This is a genomic window from Lichenihabitans sp. PAMC28606, assembly GCF_020616535.1.
GTDB classification, from domain to species: domain Bacteria; phylum Pseudomonadota; class Alphaproteobacteria; order Rhizobiales; family Beijerinckiaceae; genus Lichenihabitans; species Lichenihabitans psoromatis.
The window spans coordinates 1680767-1695683 of record NZ_CP085136.1 but is presented as its reverse complement, the minus strand read 5'-3'; the positions used below and the strand labels follow the sequence as shown (position 1 = coordinate 1695683).

The window sequence follows — 14917 nt, the reverse complement described above, 5'->3', positions numbered from 1 at the left end:
CGCTCATGGCGCTGGTGCTGACACCAGAGATGCCGGTGGCGGACTGGCTGGAGCAATTCGATGCGTTGCTGGCGCGGTCGCCGGCCTATTTCATCAATCGGCCCGTCGTGGTCGACGTGTCGGGCTTGCCGCAGAAGCGGCCGGACCTGATGGGCATCGTGAACGAACTGCAGGCGCGCAAAATACGTGTGATGGCGCTTGAAGGCACCGAAACCGCGACCCTCGGGGCGGATGCGCGCGGTTTGCCGCCGATCCTGTCGGACGGTCGCCCCTCGACGCCGATCGACGTGCCGCCGCAGACCAACGAAGCAGCGCCCGCGACGCCGCCCGACCCGCGCCCCTCGACCTCGATGGTCATCGATCGGCCGGTCCGATCGGGTCAATCGATCTATTGCCCGGATGGCGACGTGACCATTCTCGGCTCGGTCGCTTCGGGCGCCGAGATTGTGGCGGGCGGCTCCATCCACATCTACGGCGCCCTGCGGGGCCGCGCGATGGCCGGTTGGGGCAACAAGAACGGCCGCATCTTCTGCCAAAGCCTCGATGCCGAGCTGCTGGCGGTGGACGGCCTCTACAAGACAGCGGACGAGATCGACATCGGCCTGCGTGGCCGGCCGGTCCAGGCCTGGTCGAATGGCGACGTTCTCGTCGTCGAAGCATTGGCGTGACCAAACGGATTGGTGGGGGGTAGTCGGGATGGCTCAGGTTCTGGTGGTCACATCGGGTAAGGGCGGGGTCGGCAAGACGACCTCGACGGCGGCGCTCGGCGCGGCGCTGGCCCAAGAGGGGCAGACCGTCGTCGTGGTGGATTTCGACGTCGGGTTGCGGAACCTCGATCTGGTGCTGGGCGCGGAACGTCGGGTCGTCTATGACATGATCAACGTCATCCAGGGCCAGGCGAACCTCAACCAGGCTTTGATCCGCGACAAGCGCGTCGAGACGCTTTATCTGCTGCCCGCCTCGCAGACGCGCGACAAGGATGCGCTGACCGACGACGGCGTCGCCCGCATCATCGCCGAATTGCGCGAGCGCTTCGATTGGGTGATCTGCGACAGCCCGGCCGGCATCGAGCGCGGCGCGACGCTGGCGATGCGCCATGCCGATATCGCCGTGATCGTCACCAACCCGGAAGTCTCCTCGGTACGCGATAGCGACCGCATCATCGGCATGCTCGACTCGAAGACCGAGAAGGCCGAGCGCGGCGAGTGGATGGACAAGTTCCTGCTGCTGACCCGCTACGACCATGCCCGCGCGCAACGCGGCGACATGCTGAAGACCGAGGACGTGCTCGACATCCTGTCGATCCCGCTGCTCGGCATCATCCCGGAAAGCCAGGACGTGTTGCGGGCCTCCAACGTCGGCTCGCCCGTCACGATCAACAACCCCTCGAGCGCTCCGGCCAAGGCCTATGCCGAAGCGGCCCGCCGCCTGCTCGGCGACACGATGGCTGTGACGGTGCCGCGCGAGAAGAAGAACCTGTTCGGCATGCTGTTCGGACGGAGGGCTGCATGAACCCGTTCCGTTTCTTCGGGGCACGCGCGAATTCCGCCCCGCAGGCGCGTGAACGCCTGCAACTCCTGCTGTCCCACGAGCGCGCGCTCGACGGCCGGTCGGATCTCGTCGTGATCCTGCGCGAAGAAATCCTCAAGGTGATCGCCAAACATGTGTCGATCGATCGGGACAAGGTGCGGGTCCGGATGGGCAAGCACGACACGCTGTCGACCCTTGAGGTCGACCTCGAGATCCGCGCGCCGACCAGCAGCCTGACGGCTCTCGCGAGCTGAAGCTTCTGCGGTCGATCAACGGTAAAACAAAAGCCCGGATCATCGATCCGGGCTTTTTTGATGGGAGTCGCAAGAGTGCCAGCAACAAGGCGATCGTCGTGCGCTCGCGGATGCGAGCATCGCTTTCGCCTAGAGCCTCGTGCCACCTCCATGATACGCAGGGTCAACAGGCCAGCGACTCGCGACACGCCATGAGTCCAACCCGGGGGGTCCGATGAGCCATGTGACGCAAGCGATCGAGGAGCGGCCCGAGATCATCGCGAAGATCACGCGACGGCTGCTGCCGTTCGTCGGCATCATCTATCTGATCGCCTATATCGACCGGCAGAACGTCAGCTATGCCAAGCTGCAGATGGTGGGCGACCTCGGCCTGACCGAATTCGCTTACGGGCTTGGCGCATCGCTGTTTTTCATCGGCTATTTCATCTTCGAAGTGCCGAGCAACATCATTCACGAGCGCGTCGGCGCGCGGCGTTGGTTCGCCCGCATCATGATCACCTGGGGTATGGTGACGATCGCGTTGGCCTATACGCAGAACGCGACGATGTTTTACATCCTGCGGTTTCTGCTCGGGGCATGCGAAGCGGGCTTCTTTCCCGGCGTGCTCTATTTGCTGACCATCTGTTTCCCGTTCAAATATCGGGGCCGCATGGTCGGTTCTTTCATGTTCTACAGTGCGATCGCCAATGCGGTCGGTGCGCCTATCGGGGGCGCGATGCTCGATCTCAACGGAACGTTCGGCCTGAAGGGCTGGCAGTGGGTGTTTCTCGTCACCGGCCTCCCGGCCGTGATCGCCGGGATCGTGACCCTCTTTTATCTCGATGATCGGCCCGAGAATGCCAAATTCCTCGACGCCTCGGAGAAGCAGTGGCTACGCGACACGCTCGACCACGAGGATCGCGCATCGGGAAAGACGCTCCACACGAACCCGTTCAAGGCGCTGCTGGACCGGCGGGTGCTGATCCTCGCTATTTGGTATGTGTCGCTGCCGCTCGGCGCCTATGGGATCAGCTATTGGTTGCCCACCATCGTAAAGAGCTTCGGCGTATCCAACACGGTCAACGGGCTGTTGAACATCATTCCCTGGGCCATCGTGGCGCTCGCCTTGTGGGGCACGCCGAAACTCGCGGCCCGCACGGGGCAGACCACGGCCTTCATCGCCGGACCGGCGCTGTTCGGCGCGCTCTGCCTCGTGTTGAGCGTCTATCTCCCGGGCGACTGGGTGAAGTTCGGCTGCATTTCGCTCGCGGCGGCCGGCATTTTCGCGGCACAGCCGGTGTTCTGGACGTTGCCGTCGAGCTTCCTGACCGGCGCATCGGCGGCAGCCGGCCTCGCGGTCATCAACTCGGTTGGCAATCTTGGCGGCTTCATCGCCCAAAATGCGGTCCCGCTCATCAAGGATTGGACCGGCAGCGTCGAAGCCCCGATGCTGTTCGTCGCGGCCTGCGTGTTCGTTGGTGGCGTCATGACCTTCGTGGTGTTGGCCTATCTGGCCAAGCATCGCGACGAGGTCACCCTGGCGGCCGGGGCTACTCGAACCGCTGGATGAGTCAAAGGCTGGTGGCTTTCTGTCACCAGCCTTTTCGTTAAACGAGCGCCTGCCAGGCCATCCGTCGATCGACCGACCGCGTTTAACCGCGCGCCTCGTCCCAGCGCCGGAAGATCACCGAGGCGTTGACGCCGCCAAAGCCGAACCCGTTCGACAGCACGTAGTCGATCGACTTGGTGCGGGCCTGCGGACCGATGATGTCCAGCCCCTCGGCCAGCGGATCGGGCGTTTCGAGATTGAGCGTGGGCGGGAGCGTTCCGGTGAGAAGCGCCATGATCGAGAATACGGCTTCCAAGCCGCCGGCTGCTCCGAGAAGATGGCCGGTCGCCGATTTGGTCGACGAGATGGGCAATTTGCCGTCGATCCCGAACACCGCCTTGATGGCCGCCAGCTCGCCCGCGTCGCCCACCGGCGTCGACGTGGCATGGGCGTTCAAATAGCCGATATCGCTCGGCGCGATGCCGGCCATCGTGATGGCGCGTCGCATGGCGCGCTGTGCGCCGTTCCCGTCCTCGGGCGAGGCCGCCATGTGATAGGCGTCGGCGCTGGTGCCGTAGCCGACGAGTTCGGCCAGCGGCGTTGCGCCGCGTCGCTTGGCATTCTCAAGCGTCTCGATGACCAGCATGCCGGCGCCTTCGCCCATGATGAAGCCGTCGCGTTTGGCATCGAAGGGCCGCGACGCCGCCGTCGGAGCATCGGTGAAGCCTGTCGACAAAGCCCGCGCGGCATGGAACCCACCGAGGCTGACGCGATCAATGCAGGCCTCCGTGCCGCCGCAGATCGCCACCGTGGCTTCACCGCTGCGGATCAGGCGCATGGCGTCGCCGATGGCCTGTACACTCGCCGCACAGGCTGTCACCGGCGCGCCGATCGGGCCCTTGTAACCATAGCGGATCGAGACTTGACCCGCCGCGAGATTGACCAGGAACGACGGCACCGTGAACGGCGAGAGGCGCTTGGCGCCGCGTGTTTCGACAGTCCGGGCCGCCTCGACGATCCCGGGAAAGCCCCCGATCCCGGAGGCGATCACGGTCGCGGTCATGTCACGCTCGTCGGATGTTTCGGGCAGCCACCCGGATTGTTCGATCGCCTGCCGCGCCGCTTCCATGCCGAAGACGATGAACCGATCCATCTTCTTACGGTCCTTGACTGGAACCGCAGCGAAATCGAAGCCGTGTTCGTCCTCCTCACGGCTCGGAACACGAGCGCCGACTTTGGCGTCGATATCGGGAACCATCTCGTCCGGCAGGAGGCGCAAGCCCGATTGTCCTTCGATCAGCCGCTTCCAGACAGGCGCCACGCCCGATCCCAGGGGTGACACGATGCCCAGACCGGTGACGACAATCCGTTGTATTTCGTTCGACATTGTCCCGTTCATTCCTGGCACTACGCGAATTAAAAGACCTGATCGGCCAGCCATGTGTCGGCGTCGGCAAGGTAGACCGACGATCGAGACATAACCCCGGCTCCGTCCGAATGACTATCGGAAAAAGTCGAACATAACCGCAGCTAGATGGCGTGCGCTGCCGAAAGCCGCAACTTTATTTCACATCCTCGGGCCGACACGAGCATGAAAATTGGCGTTTTTAGGGTCGAAATGCCCAACGCATAGGCGATATGCCTCGCGGAACATCGCTGACCGAGGGTCGTTCCTTGAAGGACGATAAATCTCTGAAAAGGTTGTTCGATGCGTATAAGACGTAGTTTTCTGGCGACGGTCGTGACCACAACACTGGCGCTGCAGGGCACCGGCTTCGCCCAAAATGCAGGCGGCGCCGGCGGCGGAGCGCCGAATGCGGGCCAGGGTGCGATGGGTACCGGTCAAAACGCGCTGCCAAACGGAAGTGGCCGCGGTGCGGAAGGCGGGGACGCCGGCGAGCCGCATGCGAAAGGCGGGTCTGCTGGCCAGAAGCCTGGCCTCGAGCCGCAGGCGGGCCAGGGCATGCAAGGCAAAGGCATGCAGGGTCAAGGCATGCAGGGTCAAGGTATGCAGGGTCATGCGATGCAACGCGAGCCGCGCCAAGGCGGTGGAGACCGACAGCATCCTGCCCGGATTGATCGCGGCCATCAGGAGCGCTTCCGTCACGCCATCAACGGCCTTGGCATTCGTGAATTGCAGGCGGTCGATTTCGCCTTGAATGTCGGCGTCCGCGTCCCGCGCGCCCTTGAGCTCAATCCGTTGCCCCCGAGCATCATCGACGCCTACCCGGACTACGAGGGTTACGAATTCGTTCTGGTGCGGGGCGACATCGTCGTCGTCGATCCGGAAACGCTCGAAATCATCGACGTCTTCCCCGCCTGATCCCGCTGGGAGTGAGCGCGGAGGCTCGTCTCTGCGCTCGCCCCGTCGTCAGCGAAGCCCATCGATCAGTCGGTGCATGAACGCAACGCCCTCCGACAGTTGAGAAATCTCGATAAACTCATCGGGCTGATGGGCTTGATCGATGCTTCCCGGCCCGCAAATGACAGTCGGCAGGCCTGCGCCTTGGAAGCGCCCACCTTCGGTGGCGTAGGATACGCTAATGGTATGGTTGGCCTGTGCGGCGCGAAGCGCCAGCACTTCGGCTGCCGAGCCTGCATCCGGCTCAAGTCCCGGCACCTCGACCTCGACGGTCGTCGAGATCGTTCCCTTGTCCGAATAGCGATTGAGGATCGGCAGAGCTTTCTCGGCGACGTAGCGCTCAAGATGTCGATAGGCCGTATCGAGCGGAACAGACGGCAATCCGCGGAACTCCCAAAGAAGATCGCATTGTTTCGCGAGAATATTGCGGGCGGTTCCGCCGTTGATCAGGCCGACATGGACCGTCGAAAAAGCAGGATCGAAGCGGCCGGTGCGGTCGCCCTCCTGCTCGAAACGATCGCCGAGCCGCATCAATTCGCAGGCAATGTCCACCGCCGCCGCGATGGCGTCGGCGCCGAGCGCCGGCTTGGCCGAATGCGCTTCATGCCCCTCGACATGGGTCGCATAGGTGCAGACGGACTTATGTGAGTCCGCGACCTGCATCATGGTGGGTTCACCGACGATGACGGCGCGGGGCATCGGCAGACCGTTGCCGAACTGGCGTATGATGTCCTCCGACCCGAGGCAGGTGACCTCCTCGTCGTAACTCAAGACGATGTGGATCGGCACCGACAGACGAGCGGCCTTGAAGGCGGGGATCATGGCGAGAGCGAGCGCGTCGAAGCCCTTCATGTCGCAGGTGCCCCGCCCGAAAAGGCGGGTTCCGTCGCGCCGCATCGTAAAGGGATCGCTCGTCCAAGCCTGACCTTTGACCGGTACAACGTCGGTATGGCCCGACAGCACGATGCCGCCGTCAACCATGGGTCCGATCGTGGCGATCAGCGCCGCCTTGTCGCCCGCGGCATTCGGCGCGAGGCGAAACGGCACGTCCTGCATGCGGCAGTGATCGGCAACCGCATGGATCAGGGGCAGGTTCGTTTTCGCGCTCTCGGTGTCGAACGACACCAACCGATCGAGCAAGGCGATGACGCTGTCCAGCGTGGCGGAATCGGGCGGCATGCGATGGTCCTGTCTGGAGGACAGCGGGCCGGCCGCGACGGCCACCCGCGACGAGCCGCGTTTTACCCGCAAACGGCCGAGACTCCTAAGGTCGTCTTCGATCTCATCGTGGCGTGACGCGCGATGGAGGCGTGAGGTGGCTCGGTCGACCCCCCCCCCCGCGACCCTGGGTCGCTCTTTGCAGGAGAGCGTGTGGCCCCGAACGCGGAACTGCCCTGGGGTCGCAGCGTTCATCTCTTCGAGGGGCGTCACGAGCAGGTGCGAGGATATGACCGAGCCAACCCAAAGCCTACCCACATCCACCCGAGGTTTCGCCTCGATGGATGTCGAAAAACGGCGTGCAATCGCCCGCAAAGGCGGCGAGAGCGTGCCGAATGAAAAGCGAAGCTTTTCTCAAAATCCTGGTTTGGCATCGGAAGCCGGTCGGAAGGGGGGACGGAGCGTCAACCCTGAAAAGCGCAGCTTCTCGCAAGATCACCAACTGGCGGCTCAAGCGGGCCGAAAGGGCGGACATGCGTCGCATACGGCGCTTCAGCCGGCGAAAGTTTCGGCAGAATAGTCGGACGGACAAGATCGGCCGCATGGCTGATCTTGTCAAAACTCAAAGTGACCTCGGGCCAATTCGACCCGAGGGTATCATCGGGATTGTTTGATCCATGCTGGGCAGTCCGGCGTACAATCCGGACATAAGCCAAGTCCCGAGGTCGCCTCGACCGTGACTGTACCGGCCGCGAGTTGGACAGCGCGGGCGACCCAGCGTTCGCAAAGGTCGGGGTTCCCCCGGTCGAGCCAAGCCACGCGGCGGCCGGGCTGAAGCTGCTCTTGAACCATCGCCGGCAGTGTTGAGCCCAGTGGCGCATTCACCACGACCTTGACGGCCTCGCGGCGCGCGAAGGCAACGATCGGCTCGGCAACGTCCGATCCGTGAATCACGACGTCGGCGGTTTGCAAGGCGCGAATGCCGCGTAAAGTCATATCGTCGGGGTGGCCCGATCCAGCCCCGACCAGCACGACACTCGCGGCCGTCGAGGCTACGCGTTGCGATAAAGCCGCGTCACGGCAGGCGTCGAAATCCGTGTCGAGAGGCTCTTTATCGACCGCCGCGAAGGCCCGGTCCGTGAAGGCTTCCCAGAACCGTCGACGCGACCGAAAATCGAAACCATAGGCCTGAACAGCCGGACGCCAGTCGCGCGCAGCTTCCGCCCAGCGCCGCAGACCCTGAGGCAGGAGAGCCTCGATCCGAGCGCGGACGACCTGACCGAAGACCGGCGCGGCACCGTCGGTCGAGATGCCGATGACCAGCGGCGAGCGGCCGACGATGGTCCCGAATTGAAAGTCACAGAAGGCCGGCTTGTCGATGACGTTGACCGGGACGCCGGCCTGCCGCGCCGCATCCCGAAAGGCGGTCGCATCCTCCTCCTCCTCGATCGCGCCGATCGCGACAGCGGCTCCGACGAGGTCATCCGGACGCCAGTCCCGCGCCACGATGTCGATCGGTCCACCGGGCGGAGAGACGACGAGGTCGAGGAGTTCGGGGCAGGGCTCGGCCGTGAAGATCGTGACATCGGCACCGCAGGCCGACAGCAGTTCGGCTTTCCAGACGGCCGGAAGAGATCCGCCCGCCATGACGGCGCGTTTTTTTCCGAGCTTGAGAAAGATCGGCAGCGTGGCAAGCCGTTCCATGCGGATCGGCTGGAGCGCGTCCGGCTCCTGGGGCGTGGTCGGGAGCGACATCAGAACCCCCTGGCGGCGCCGGTGGCGGCCCGCTCATCCCGTGCGCCATAGAGTTGATAGTGCTGCGCAAAATTATCCGGGATCGACAGCGCATGCGTGTCGACGGGCGGAGGCGACAGCGCCGGTGCGCCGGTCAGAATGCCCTGCGCCATGCTCCACACGGCGCTGTCTTCAAAGACATGGCCAGACCGTTCGAGAAGATGTTGGGTGTCGGGGGAGAGCGCGAAGGGTTCGAGCGCGATCGTGGCCGGTGCATCCTGCACATGGATGCGCGGGGCATCGATGGCCTCGGCAATGGTCATGCCATGGTCGACCAGGTTGATGATAACCTCGACCACGGTCGTGATGATGCGCGATCCGCCGGGACTGCCAATGACCGCCACCAGCTTGTCACCGCGCGTGATGATGGTCGGGGTCATCGAACTCAGCGGCGTTTTGCCGGGCGCGATCGCGTTATTCTCGCCTTGGATGAGGCCGAACATGTTGGCGGAGCCCATCTTGGCGGTGAAATCGTCCATCTCATTATTGACCAGAATGCCGGTTGGTCCGGCGACGCGTCGCGCTCCGAACCAAGCATTGAGCGTCGTCGTGACCGACACCGCGTTTCCGGCTGCATCCGCGATCGAGTAATGCGTCGTCTGCCGCCCCTCGGCCGCATGCGCCGCGAGATCTGCCATTGTACTGGCCTGTTCGAGCGGCAAGCCCGCCCGCACCCTGGCGGCGTAGCTTTTATCGATAAAATGCGCCACGGGATTGGTGACGAAATCCGGATCCCCGAGGGCGCTGTTGCGGTCGCGATAAGCGATCCGCATCGCTTCGGTCAGCACATGGACCTCGGCGGCCGAATGGAACCCCATGCCGCGAAGATCGAAGCCCTCGACGATGTTCAGGATTTCGCAAAGCGTGACGCCGCCGGAGCTCGGTGGCGGTGCCGCGTGAATGTCGAACCCGCGATAGGAACATCGCACGGGCGCCAACTCGCGGACCTTGTAGGTCGCGAAATCACGATCCTCGAGAATGCCGCCGCCAGCTTGGCTGGCCGCGACGATCGCGGTTCCGATCGGGCCACCGTAGACGGCGGCTGCTCCATCGTGGCTGATCGTCTCGAGCGTCCGGGCGAGATCGGGCTGTTGCAAGCGATCGCCCGCCGATAATGCATGCCCGTCTTTGACGAAGATCGCGGCAGCGGCGTGGTTCTTGGCGAGGTCATCCGCAGCCAGACGAAACAGCCGCGCATCGGCATCGGTCAGCACGAAGCCATCGCGCGCCAACGCGAGCGCCGGCGCGATCAGCACCTCGCGGCTCAGTGAACCATAACGCTCTCGCGCCGCCTCGAGCCCCGCAACCGACCCGGGAACGCCGACCGCAAGCCATGAATCGGTGGACCGGCCATGAACAACGTTGCCGCTCGGATCGAGGAACAGCGATGCGGTTGCGGCAAGCGGCGCCTTTTCGCGGAAGTCGAGGAATGTCGTCCGGCCGTCGGCGAACCGGATCGTCATGAAGCCGCCGCCGCCGAGATTACCGGCTGCCGGATAGACGACCGCGAGAGCATAGCCCACAGCGACAGCCGCATCGACGACATTGCCGCCCCGCTTGAGGATATCCAACCCGACATCTGAGGCCAGCGCCTGCGCTGAAACGACCATGGCGTGATCCGCGCCGACCGGCTCAGGCGAGGCGGCTCGCAGCGGCGTCGACACGATGAGCGATAGTGCGGCACCGACCAGGATCTTCAGCCGCATGGAAGGCTCCTCATGGGGTCGCGGTCATTCCGGCCGGTGGTTCGGCCCGGCGATCGGGTCGCTTTCCAGTAAGGCGAAGAGAATGTGATCCTGCCAGCGCCCGTTGATCCGGAGGTAGGATCGTGCAAACCCCTCGCGCTGAAACCCGACCCGCTCCAGTACGCGGATGGACGCATTGTTATGGGCGAGGCAGGCGGCTTCGAACCGATGCAGCCGTAGCGTCCCAAAGGTGAAATGCGCGGCCGCGCGCACAGCCCGGCTCATATAGCCGTGACCCGCGTAAGGCTGGCCCATCCAATAGCCAAGTGTCGCGGTTTGCGACACGCCGCGCGTCACCTGGCCGATCGTGAGGCCGCCGATCAGCGTCTCGTCTTCGCGGAAGATCAGGAACGGATAGGCATCGTCGGCCTCGATCTCTTCCGCATGGGCGCGAATGCGGCGACGGAACGACGCGCGGGTCAGGTCGTCGGCCGGCCAGATCGGCTCCCATGGCGTCAGAAACGTCCGGCTGCGATCCCGCAGCGTCGACCATTGTTCGTAATCGCGCATCTCGGCCGGGCGCAGAAAAACCCGGTCACCTCTGAGAAAGGTCGAGGCCTCGTTGGGAGAGCCGATACGGAACAGCGCCATTCTAGCCTCGCGTCGATCCGAGCCGTGCCATCACTTGGTCGGGGGTCAGCAACCCCTTGGTTGGGCCCACCGATACCACGGTCGGCGCGCTTTGCAGCATCTTCAATCCAGCCCGGCGTGCATCCTCGACGCCGATCGCGTCGATCTTGGCGATGACCTCGTGCCGATCGATAATGCGGCCGAAGGCGAGATGTTGGCGAGCGATCTGCTCGGCGCGCGCGCCGGAGGATTCGAGCGCCACAAGAACCGATACCTTGAGCTGAGCTTTCGCGCGCTCGACCTCTTCCTCGGTCAGGGTCGCGGTCGCGCCGGCGAGACAATCCAAAGACACGGGAAGCAATTCGCCCATGTGTTTCGGTGCCGTCGCGGCATAGAAACCGAACAATCCAGTATCCGCATAGGCCCAATCGAACGTGTAGATCGAATAGGCGAGCCCGCGATTTTCCCGCACGTCCTGAAACAGCCTCGAGGACATGCCGCCCCCCGCCGCATGCGAGAAGACATGAGCGGCGTAATGGGTGGGGTCGTTGAAAGACGGCCCCTCCCACCCGATCACCAGATGGGCTTGCTCGATCTTGCGCCGAATACGCTGCTCACCACCCTTGTAGACGGCCGGAACGGCGGGTGAAGCCGCCTGCGCCGCCATGCCGCCGAACCGCTTTTCGGCGTCCTCGACGATCCGGTCATGCTCCAGCGCCCCGGCGGCACCGACGATCATGGCGGACGGGTTGTAATGGGCCGCGAGATAGCGCGCGATCGCGTCACGGTCGAAGCCGCTGACGCCGTCGGGTGTGCCGAGAATGGCGCGGCCGATCGGCTGGTCCGGGAAGGCCGTGGCGGTGAAGACCTCGAAGACGAGGTCATCCGGCGTGTCGTCGACGGCGCCGATCTCCTGCAGCACGACGTCTTTTTCGCGCTCGAGCTCGATTGGGTCGAACACGCTCTCGGTCAGAATGTCCGCCAAAATATCGAGCGCCAGCCCCGTGTCGGCCGCGAGCACGCGGGCATAGTAGGTGGTCTGCTCGGTCGAGGTTGCGGCGTTCAGGTCGCCGCCGGCGGATTCGATCTCCTCGGCGATGCGTCGGGCCGACCGCCGCCGCGTGCCCTTGAAGGCCATATGCTCGAGGAAATGCGACAGCCCATGTTCGGCTCGCGTCTCGTGGCGCGATCCGACCCCAACCCAAATGCCGAGCGAGGTGGTCTCGAGGTTTGGCATCGAGTCGGTCAGAATGCGGAGCCCATTTGGCAGGGTCGTGAGATCGACGCTCATGCGGAGGCATCCGCGAGGATGCGGGCCCGGTCGGTCACGAAGGACTCGACGGCCGCGATGTCGTTCGGCAGTCGATTGATCCGCTCCCGCTGGCTCATGAGGTCGGCGAGATGCTCCGGCAGAGTCGGATGCTTGCCGGTTGCACGCGCCACCGCATCGGGGAATTTCGCCGGATGGGCCGTCCCGAGCGCCACGACAGGCGTTTTGGGATCGCGCGCCAACGTGGTGCGGGCGGCTGCGACGCCGATCGCGGTATGGGGATCCAAGATGTGACCCGTCTCCTTGAACGTGCGGACCATTTCGGCCTGCGTTCCAGCCTCATCGACCCGCTCTGAATCGAAATCCGCCCTGATCCGCGCCAGCGGTTCGGGCGCGATGGTGAATTGCCCGGCCTGGGCCAGATTGGCCATCAGCCCGCGCAAGGCCGTGCTGTCGCGCCCATAGGCACCGAAGAGAAGCCGTTCGAAATTCGATGAGATCTGGATATCCATCGAGGGGGATTGGGTCGGCCGCACACCCTGGATCCCATAGGTTCCGGTCTTGAGGCAGCGGTCTAGAATGTCGTTCTCATTGGTGGCGATCACCAACCGGTCGATCGGCAGGCCCATTGCTTTGGCATAATGGCCGGCCAGGATGTCGCCGAAGTTTCCGGTCGGCACCACATAGGACAGGGCACGATGCGGCGACCCGAGGACGGCACCGGCCACGAAATAATAGCCGATCTGCGCGACGATCCGGGCCCAATTGATCGAATTAACGCCGGATAAGCCGACCCTGTCTCGGAACGTATGATGATTGAAAAGGCCTTTCACGATGGCCTGGCAATCGTCGAACGTCCCCTCGATCGCGATCGTGTGGACATTGCCATCATCGATCGTGGTCATCTGCCGCCGTTGCACGTCCGATACGCGGCCATGCGGATAAAGAATGAAGACATCGACCTGATCGAGCCCGCGAAAGGCGTCGATCGCAGCCGCGCCCGTATCGCCCGAGGTCGCGCCCACGATGGTGGCGCGGCGTCCGCTTCGTTTCAGGGTCGCGTCCATCATGCGACCCAGCAATTGCATGGCCACGTCTTTGAATGCCAGCGTGCGGCCGTGAAAGAGTTCGAGCACGAAGAGGTTGGTGTCGAGTTGTACGAGGGGCGTGACGGCCGGGTGCCGGAAGGTCGCGTAGGCAGTCTCGATCATGCGGCGCAGATCGGCGGGATCGAACGCATCCGTGGCGAAGGGCGAAATCACCGTCTCGACCACCTCGACAAAGGGTCGGCCCGCAAAGCTCGCGATGGCGGACGGCGTGAGGACCGGGACCGTCTCCGGAACGTAAAGCCCGCCGTCGCGCGCCAAGCCCGCCAGCAGGGCCTCGGTAAACGAGACGCTCGTTGTTTCGCCTCGGGTCGACACATAGTTCACTATAGGTCACTCCCGCGCGATTGCCGCGCCGTGTGATGAGGGTTCAACGGAACTGTCCATCGTTTCATGGATCGCCCCGGCATGCCATTCCATTCACCGGACTCAAACACCCGGCTCGACCGGTGCGCTGAACAGCGCACGCCAGACAAAGACCGCATAGACCAGGAGCAGCCCGAACGCCAAGCCAAACCAGGTCAGAGCATAGGACAGATGGTCGTTGGGCAGCGACAACACCGTTTCGCCACCCTGGGGAAGACCGCCAGGAATGGCCGAAGCATCCTGATCGATTGTGAACGGGGCGACGCGATCGAGGCCGAACGCCTGCGCGATCGAAGCCGGGTCGCGTGTGAACCAGAGGCCATGGGCCGGGTCGTCGACTGGCGTGAAGGCGTTGCGGGATTCGGGCTCGCGCATCAGGCCGGTCACCGTCACGGCGCCTTCGATCTGGCCCAGCACACGGGTCGACGGATCGACCTTGTTGTCCGGCACGAAACCACGATTGACGATCACGACCGCGCCGGATGCAAGGCGAAGCGGCGTCAACACAAGATCACCGAGCCCACTGTAGCGCCCGCGCGGGTCCGACAGGGGCCGAAACACATGGGCTTCCTTGTCGTGCTCGAACCTGCCCTCGACCGTCACATGGCGATAGGCATAGGCATCGGGCGACAGTCGCATCCAGTCCGCTTCGGGCGGGAGGGGAGCGGGAGGAGCGGTCGTCCGCGCCGCGATCATGGCGACGAGGCCATTCTTCCATGCCAGCCGCTCCAATTGCCAGACTCCGAGCGCGACCAGGATCGCCAGCGCGATCAGGGTCGACAGGGTCGGCCAGAGCAGGCTTGGCCTCCGGCGGACCCGGCTGTCTCCCATCGTCACGGTCACGGGTCGAACCGCCCCTGTTCGGCTTTGTTACGATACTGCAGGGCAATCAGCAGCCCCTTGATCGGGCGCAAGGTCCCAAGGCAGAGCACCAGCGTCAGCGGCAGGAAGATGGCGAGATGGACCCAGAAGGGCGGCTCGTAAGTGACCTCGGTCCACAGCGCTAGACCAACCACGATCGTGCCCGCGATCATGGTGACGAAAACCGCTGGGCCGTCGCCTGCATCGGCGAAGCCATAATCGAGCCCGCAGACCGTGCAGGATGGCGCAAGATCAAGGAATCCTTTGAACAATGGACCCTTGCCACAGCGCGGGCAACGGCCGCGGAGCCCGACCGAGACAGCGGAGGTGGAGGCGGTGTTGTCGCGGTCCGTGGACATGATGCCTCGAGGCG

At 64.2% G+C, this 14917-nt stretch carries 15 protein-coding genes; 6 read left to right on the top strand and 9 right to left on the bottom strand.

Annotation, left to right across the window (positions count from 1 at the left end; all coding sequences use genetic code 11):
- The first annotated feature begins 5 nt into the window (after positions 1-5).
- The 4 genes from minC to LGH83_RS07995 all read left to right on the top strand — a co-directional run bounded on the left by minC (position 6) and on the right by LGH83_RS07995 (position 3333).
- Positions 6-668 carry a septum site-determining protein MinC gene (gene minC / locus LGH83_RS08010; RefSeq protein WP_227401776.1) on the top strand — a complete coding sequence of 221 codons (663 nt, stop codon included), beginning with the start codon at positions 6-8 and terminating at the stop codon, positions 666-668.
- A 28-nt stretch (positions 669-696) separates the two neighbouring features.
- A complete protein-coding gene (gene minD, locus LGH83_RS08005) occupies positions 697-1512 on the top strand; it encodes a septum site-determining protein MinD (protein WP_131119039.1) in 816 nt (271 codons plus the stop codon).
- Complete coding sequence (gene minE, locus LGH83_RS08000; RefSeq protein WP_131119037.1) at positions 1509-1784, top strand: cell division topological specificity factor MinE; 276 nt, start codon at positions 1509-1511, stop codon at positions 1782-1784. The genes minD and minE overlap by 4 nt, the downstream gene beginning before the upstream one ends.
- Positions 1785-2019: 235 nt before the next feature.
- Positions 2020-3333, top strand: coding sequence for an MFS transporter (locus LGH83_RS07995; RefSeq protein ID WP_227401775.1), 1314 nt, complete (start codon positions 2020-2022; stop codon positions 3331-3333).
- An 82-nt stretch (positions 3334-3415) separates the two neighbouring features.
- Here the strand turns inward: LGH83_RS07995 and fabF are convergent, their stop codons facing one another.
- Positions 3416-4687, bottom strand: a complete 1272-nt coding sequence (fabF, locus tag LGH83_RS07990) for a beta-ketoacyl-ACP synthase II (protein ID WP_227401774.1) — start codon at positions 4685-4687, stop codon at positions 3416-3418.
- A gap of 333 nt (positions 4688-5020) precedes the next feature.
- On the opposite strand from fabF, the gene LGH83_RS07985 reads away from it, so the two are divergent.
- Complete coding sequence (locus tag LGH83_RS07985) at positions 5021-5635, top strand: DUF1236 domain-containing protein (RefSeq protein ID WP_227401326.1); 615 nt, start codon at positions 5021-5023, stop codon at positions 5633-5635.
- 48 nt (positions 5636-5683) lie between these two features.
- On the opposite strand, the gene argE is transcribed toward LGH83_RS07985, so the two are convergent.
- Complete coding sequence (gene argE / locus LGH83_RS07980; protein WP_227401325.1) at positions 5684-6853, bottom strand: acetylornithine deacetylase; 1170 nt, start codon at positions 6851-6853, stop codon at positions 5684-5686.
- Between the two features lie 319 nt (positions 6854-7172).
- Here argE and LGH83_RS07975 point away from each other — a divergent pair, with 319 nt between their 5' ends.
- On the top strand, positions 7173-7412 hold the full coding sequence (locus LGH83_RS07975) for a general stress protein (RefSeq protein WP_131120073.1): 240 nt from the start codon (positions 7173-7175) through the stop codon (positions 7410-7412).
- 77 nt (positions 7413-7489) lie between these two features.
- On the opposite strand, the gene LGH83_RS07970 is transcribed toward LGH83_RS07975, so the two are convergent.
- From LGH83_RS07970 to LGH83_RS07940, 7 genes are all read right to left on the bottom strand, one after another.
- Complete coding sequence (locus LGH83_RS07970) at positions 7490-8587, bottom strand: NAD(P)-dependent oxidoreductase (protein WP_227401324.1); 1098 nt, start codon at positions 8585-8587, stop codon at positions 7490-7492.
- Positions 8587-10332, bottom strand: a complete 1746-nt coding sequence (gene ggt / locus LGH83_RS07965) for a gamma-glutamyltransferase (RefSeq protein WP_227401323.1) — start codon at positions 10330-10332, stop codon at positions 8587-8589. The genes LGH83_RS07970 and ggt overlap by 1 nt, the downstream gene beginning before the upstream one ends.
- Positions 10333-10356: 24 nt before the next feature.
- On the bottom strand, positions 10357-10962 hold the full coding sequence (locus LGH83_RS07960; RefSeq protein WP_131119025.1) for a GNAT family N-acetyltransferase: 606 nt from the start codon (positions 10960-10962) through the stop codon (positions 10357-10359).
- A gap of 1 nt (position 10963) precedes the next feature.
- Positions 10964-12232 (bottom strand): M16 family metallopeptidase, encoded by a 1269-nt coding sequence (locus tag LGH83_RS07955; RefSeq protein WP_227401322.1) that lies wholly within the window; start codon positions 12230-12232, stop codon positions 10964-10966.
- Positions 12229-13644, bottom strand: a complete 1416-nt coding sequence (thrC, locus tag LGH83_RS07950) for a threonine synthase (RefSeq protein WP_227401321.1) — start codon at positions 13642-13644, stop codon at positions 12229-12231. Before thrC ends, LGH83_RS07955 begins: the two co-directional genes overlap by 4 nt.
- Positions 13645-13746: 102 nt before the next feature.
- Complete coding sequence (locus tag LGH83_RS07945) at positions 13747-14526, bottom strand: SURF1 family protein (RefSeq protein WP_319799634.1); 780 nt, start codon at positions 14524-14526, stop codon at positions 13747-13749.
- Positions 14523-14903: a DUF983 domain-containing protein gene (locus LGH83_RS07940; protein WP_227401320.1), complete on the bottom strand. Its 381-nt coding sequence runs from the start codon at positions 14901-14903 to the stop codon at positions 14523-14525. Before LGH83_RS07940 ends, LGH83_RS07945 begins: the two co-directional genes overlap by 4 nt.
- Positions 14904-14917: the final 14 nt, after the last annotated feature.

Coding starts and splice junctions, on each gene's coding strand:
- minC (WP_227401776.1), top strand. CDS start 6: ATGGCGCTGGTGCTGACACCAGAGATGCCGGTGGCGGACTGGCTGGAG.
- minD (WP_131119039.1), top strand. CDS start 697: ATGGCTCAGGTTCTGGTGGTCACATCGGGTAAGGGCGGGGTCGGCAAG.
- argE (WP_227401325.1), bottom strand. CDS start 6,853: ATGCCGCCCGATTCCGCCACGCTGGACAGCGTCATCGCCTTGCTCGAT.
- LGH83_RS07955 (WP_227401322.1), bottom strand. CDS start 12,232: ATGAGCGTCGATCTCACGACCCTGCCAAATGGGCTCCGCATTCTGACC.
- LGH83_RS07985 (WP_227401326.1), top strand. CDS start 5,021: ATGCGTATAAGACGTAGTTTTCTGGCGACGGTCGTGACCACAACACTG.
- ggt (WP_227401323.1), bottom strand. CDS start 10,332: ATGCGGCTGAAGATCCTGGTCGGTGCCGCACTATCGCTCATCGTGTCG.
- LGH83_RS07940 (WP_227401320.1), bottom strand. CDS start 14,903: ATGTCCACGGACCGCGACAACACCGCCTCCACCTCCGCTGTCTCGGTC.
- LGH83_RS07975 (WP_131120073.1), top strand. CDS start 7,173: ATGGATGTCGAAAAACGGCGTGCAATCGCCCGCAAAGGCGGCGAGAGC.
- minE (WP_131119037.1), top strand. CDS start 1,509: ATGAACCCGTTCCGTTTCTTCGGGGCACGCGCGAATTCCGCCCCGCAG.
- LGH83_RS07960 (WP_131119025.1), bottom strand. CDS start 10,962: ATGGCGCTGTTCCGTATCGGCTCTCCCAACGAGGCCTCGACCTTTCTC.
- LGH83_RS07970 (WP_227401324.1), bottom strand. CDS start 8,587: ATGTCGCTCCCGACCACGCCCCAGGAGCCGGACGCGCTCCAGCCGATC.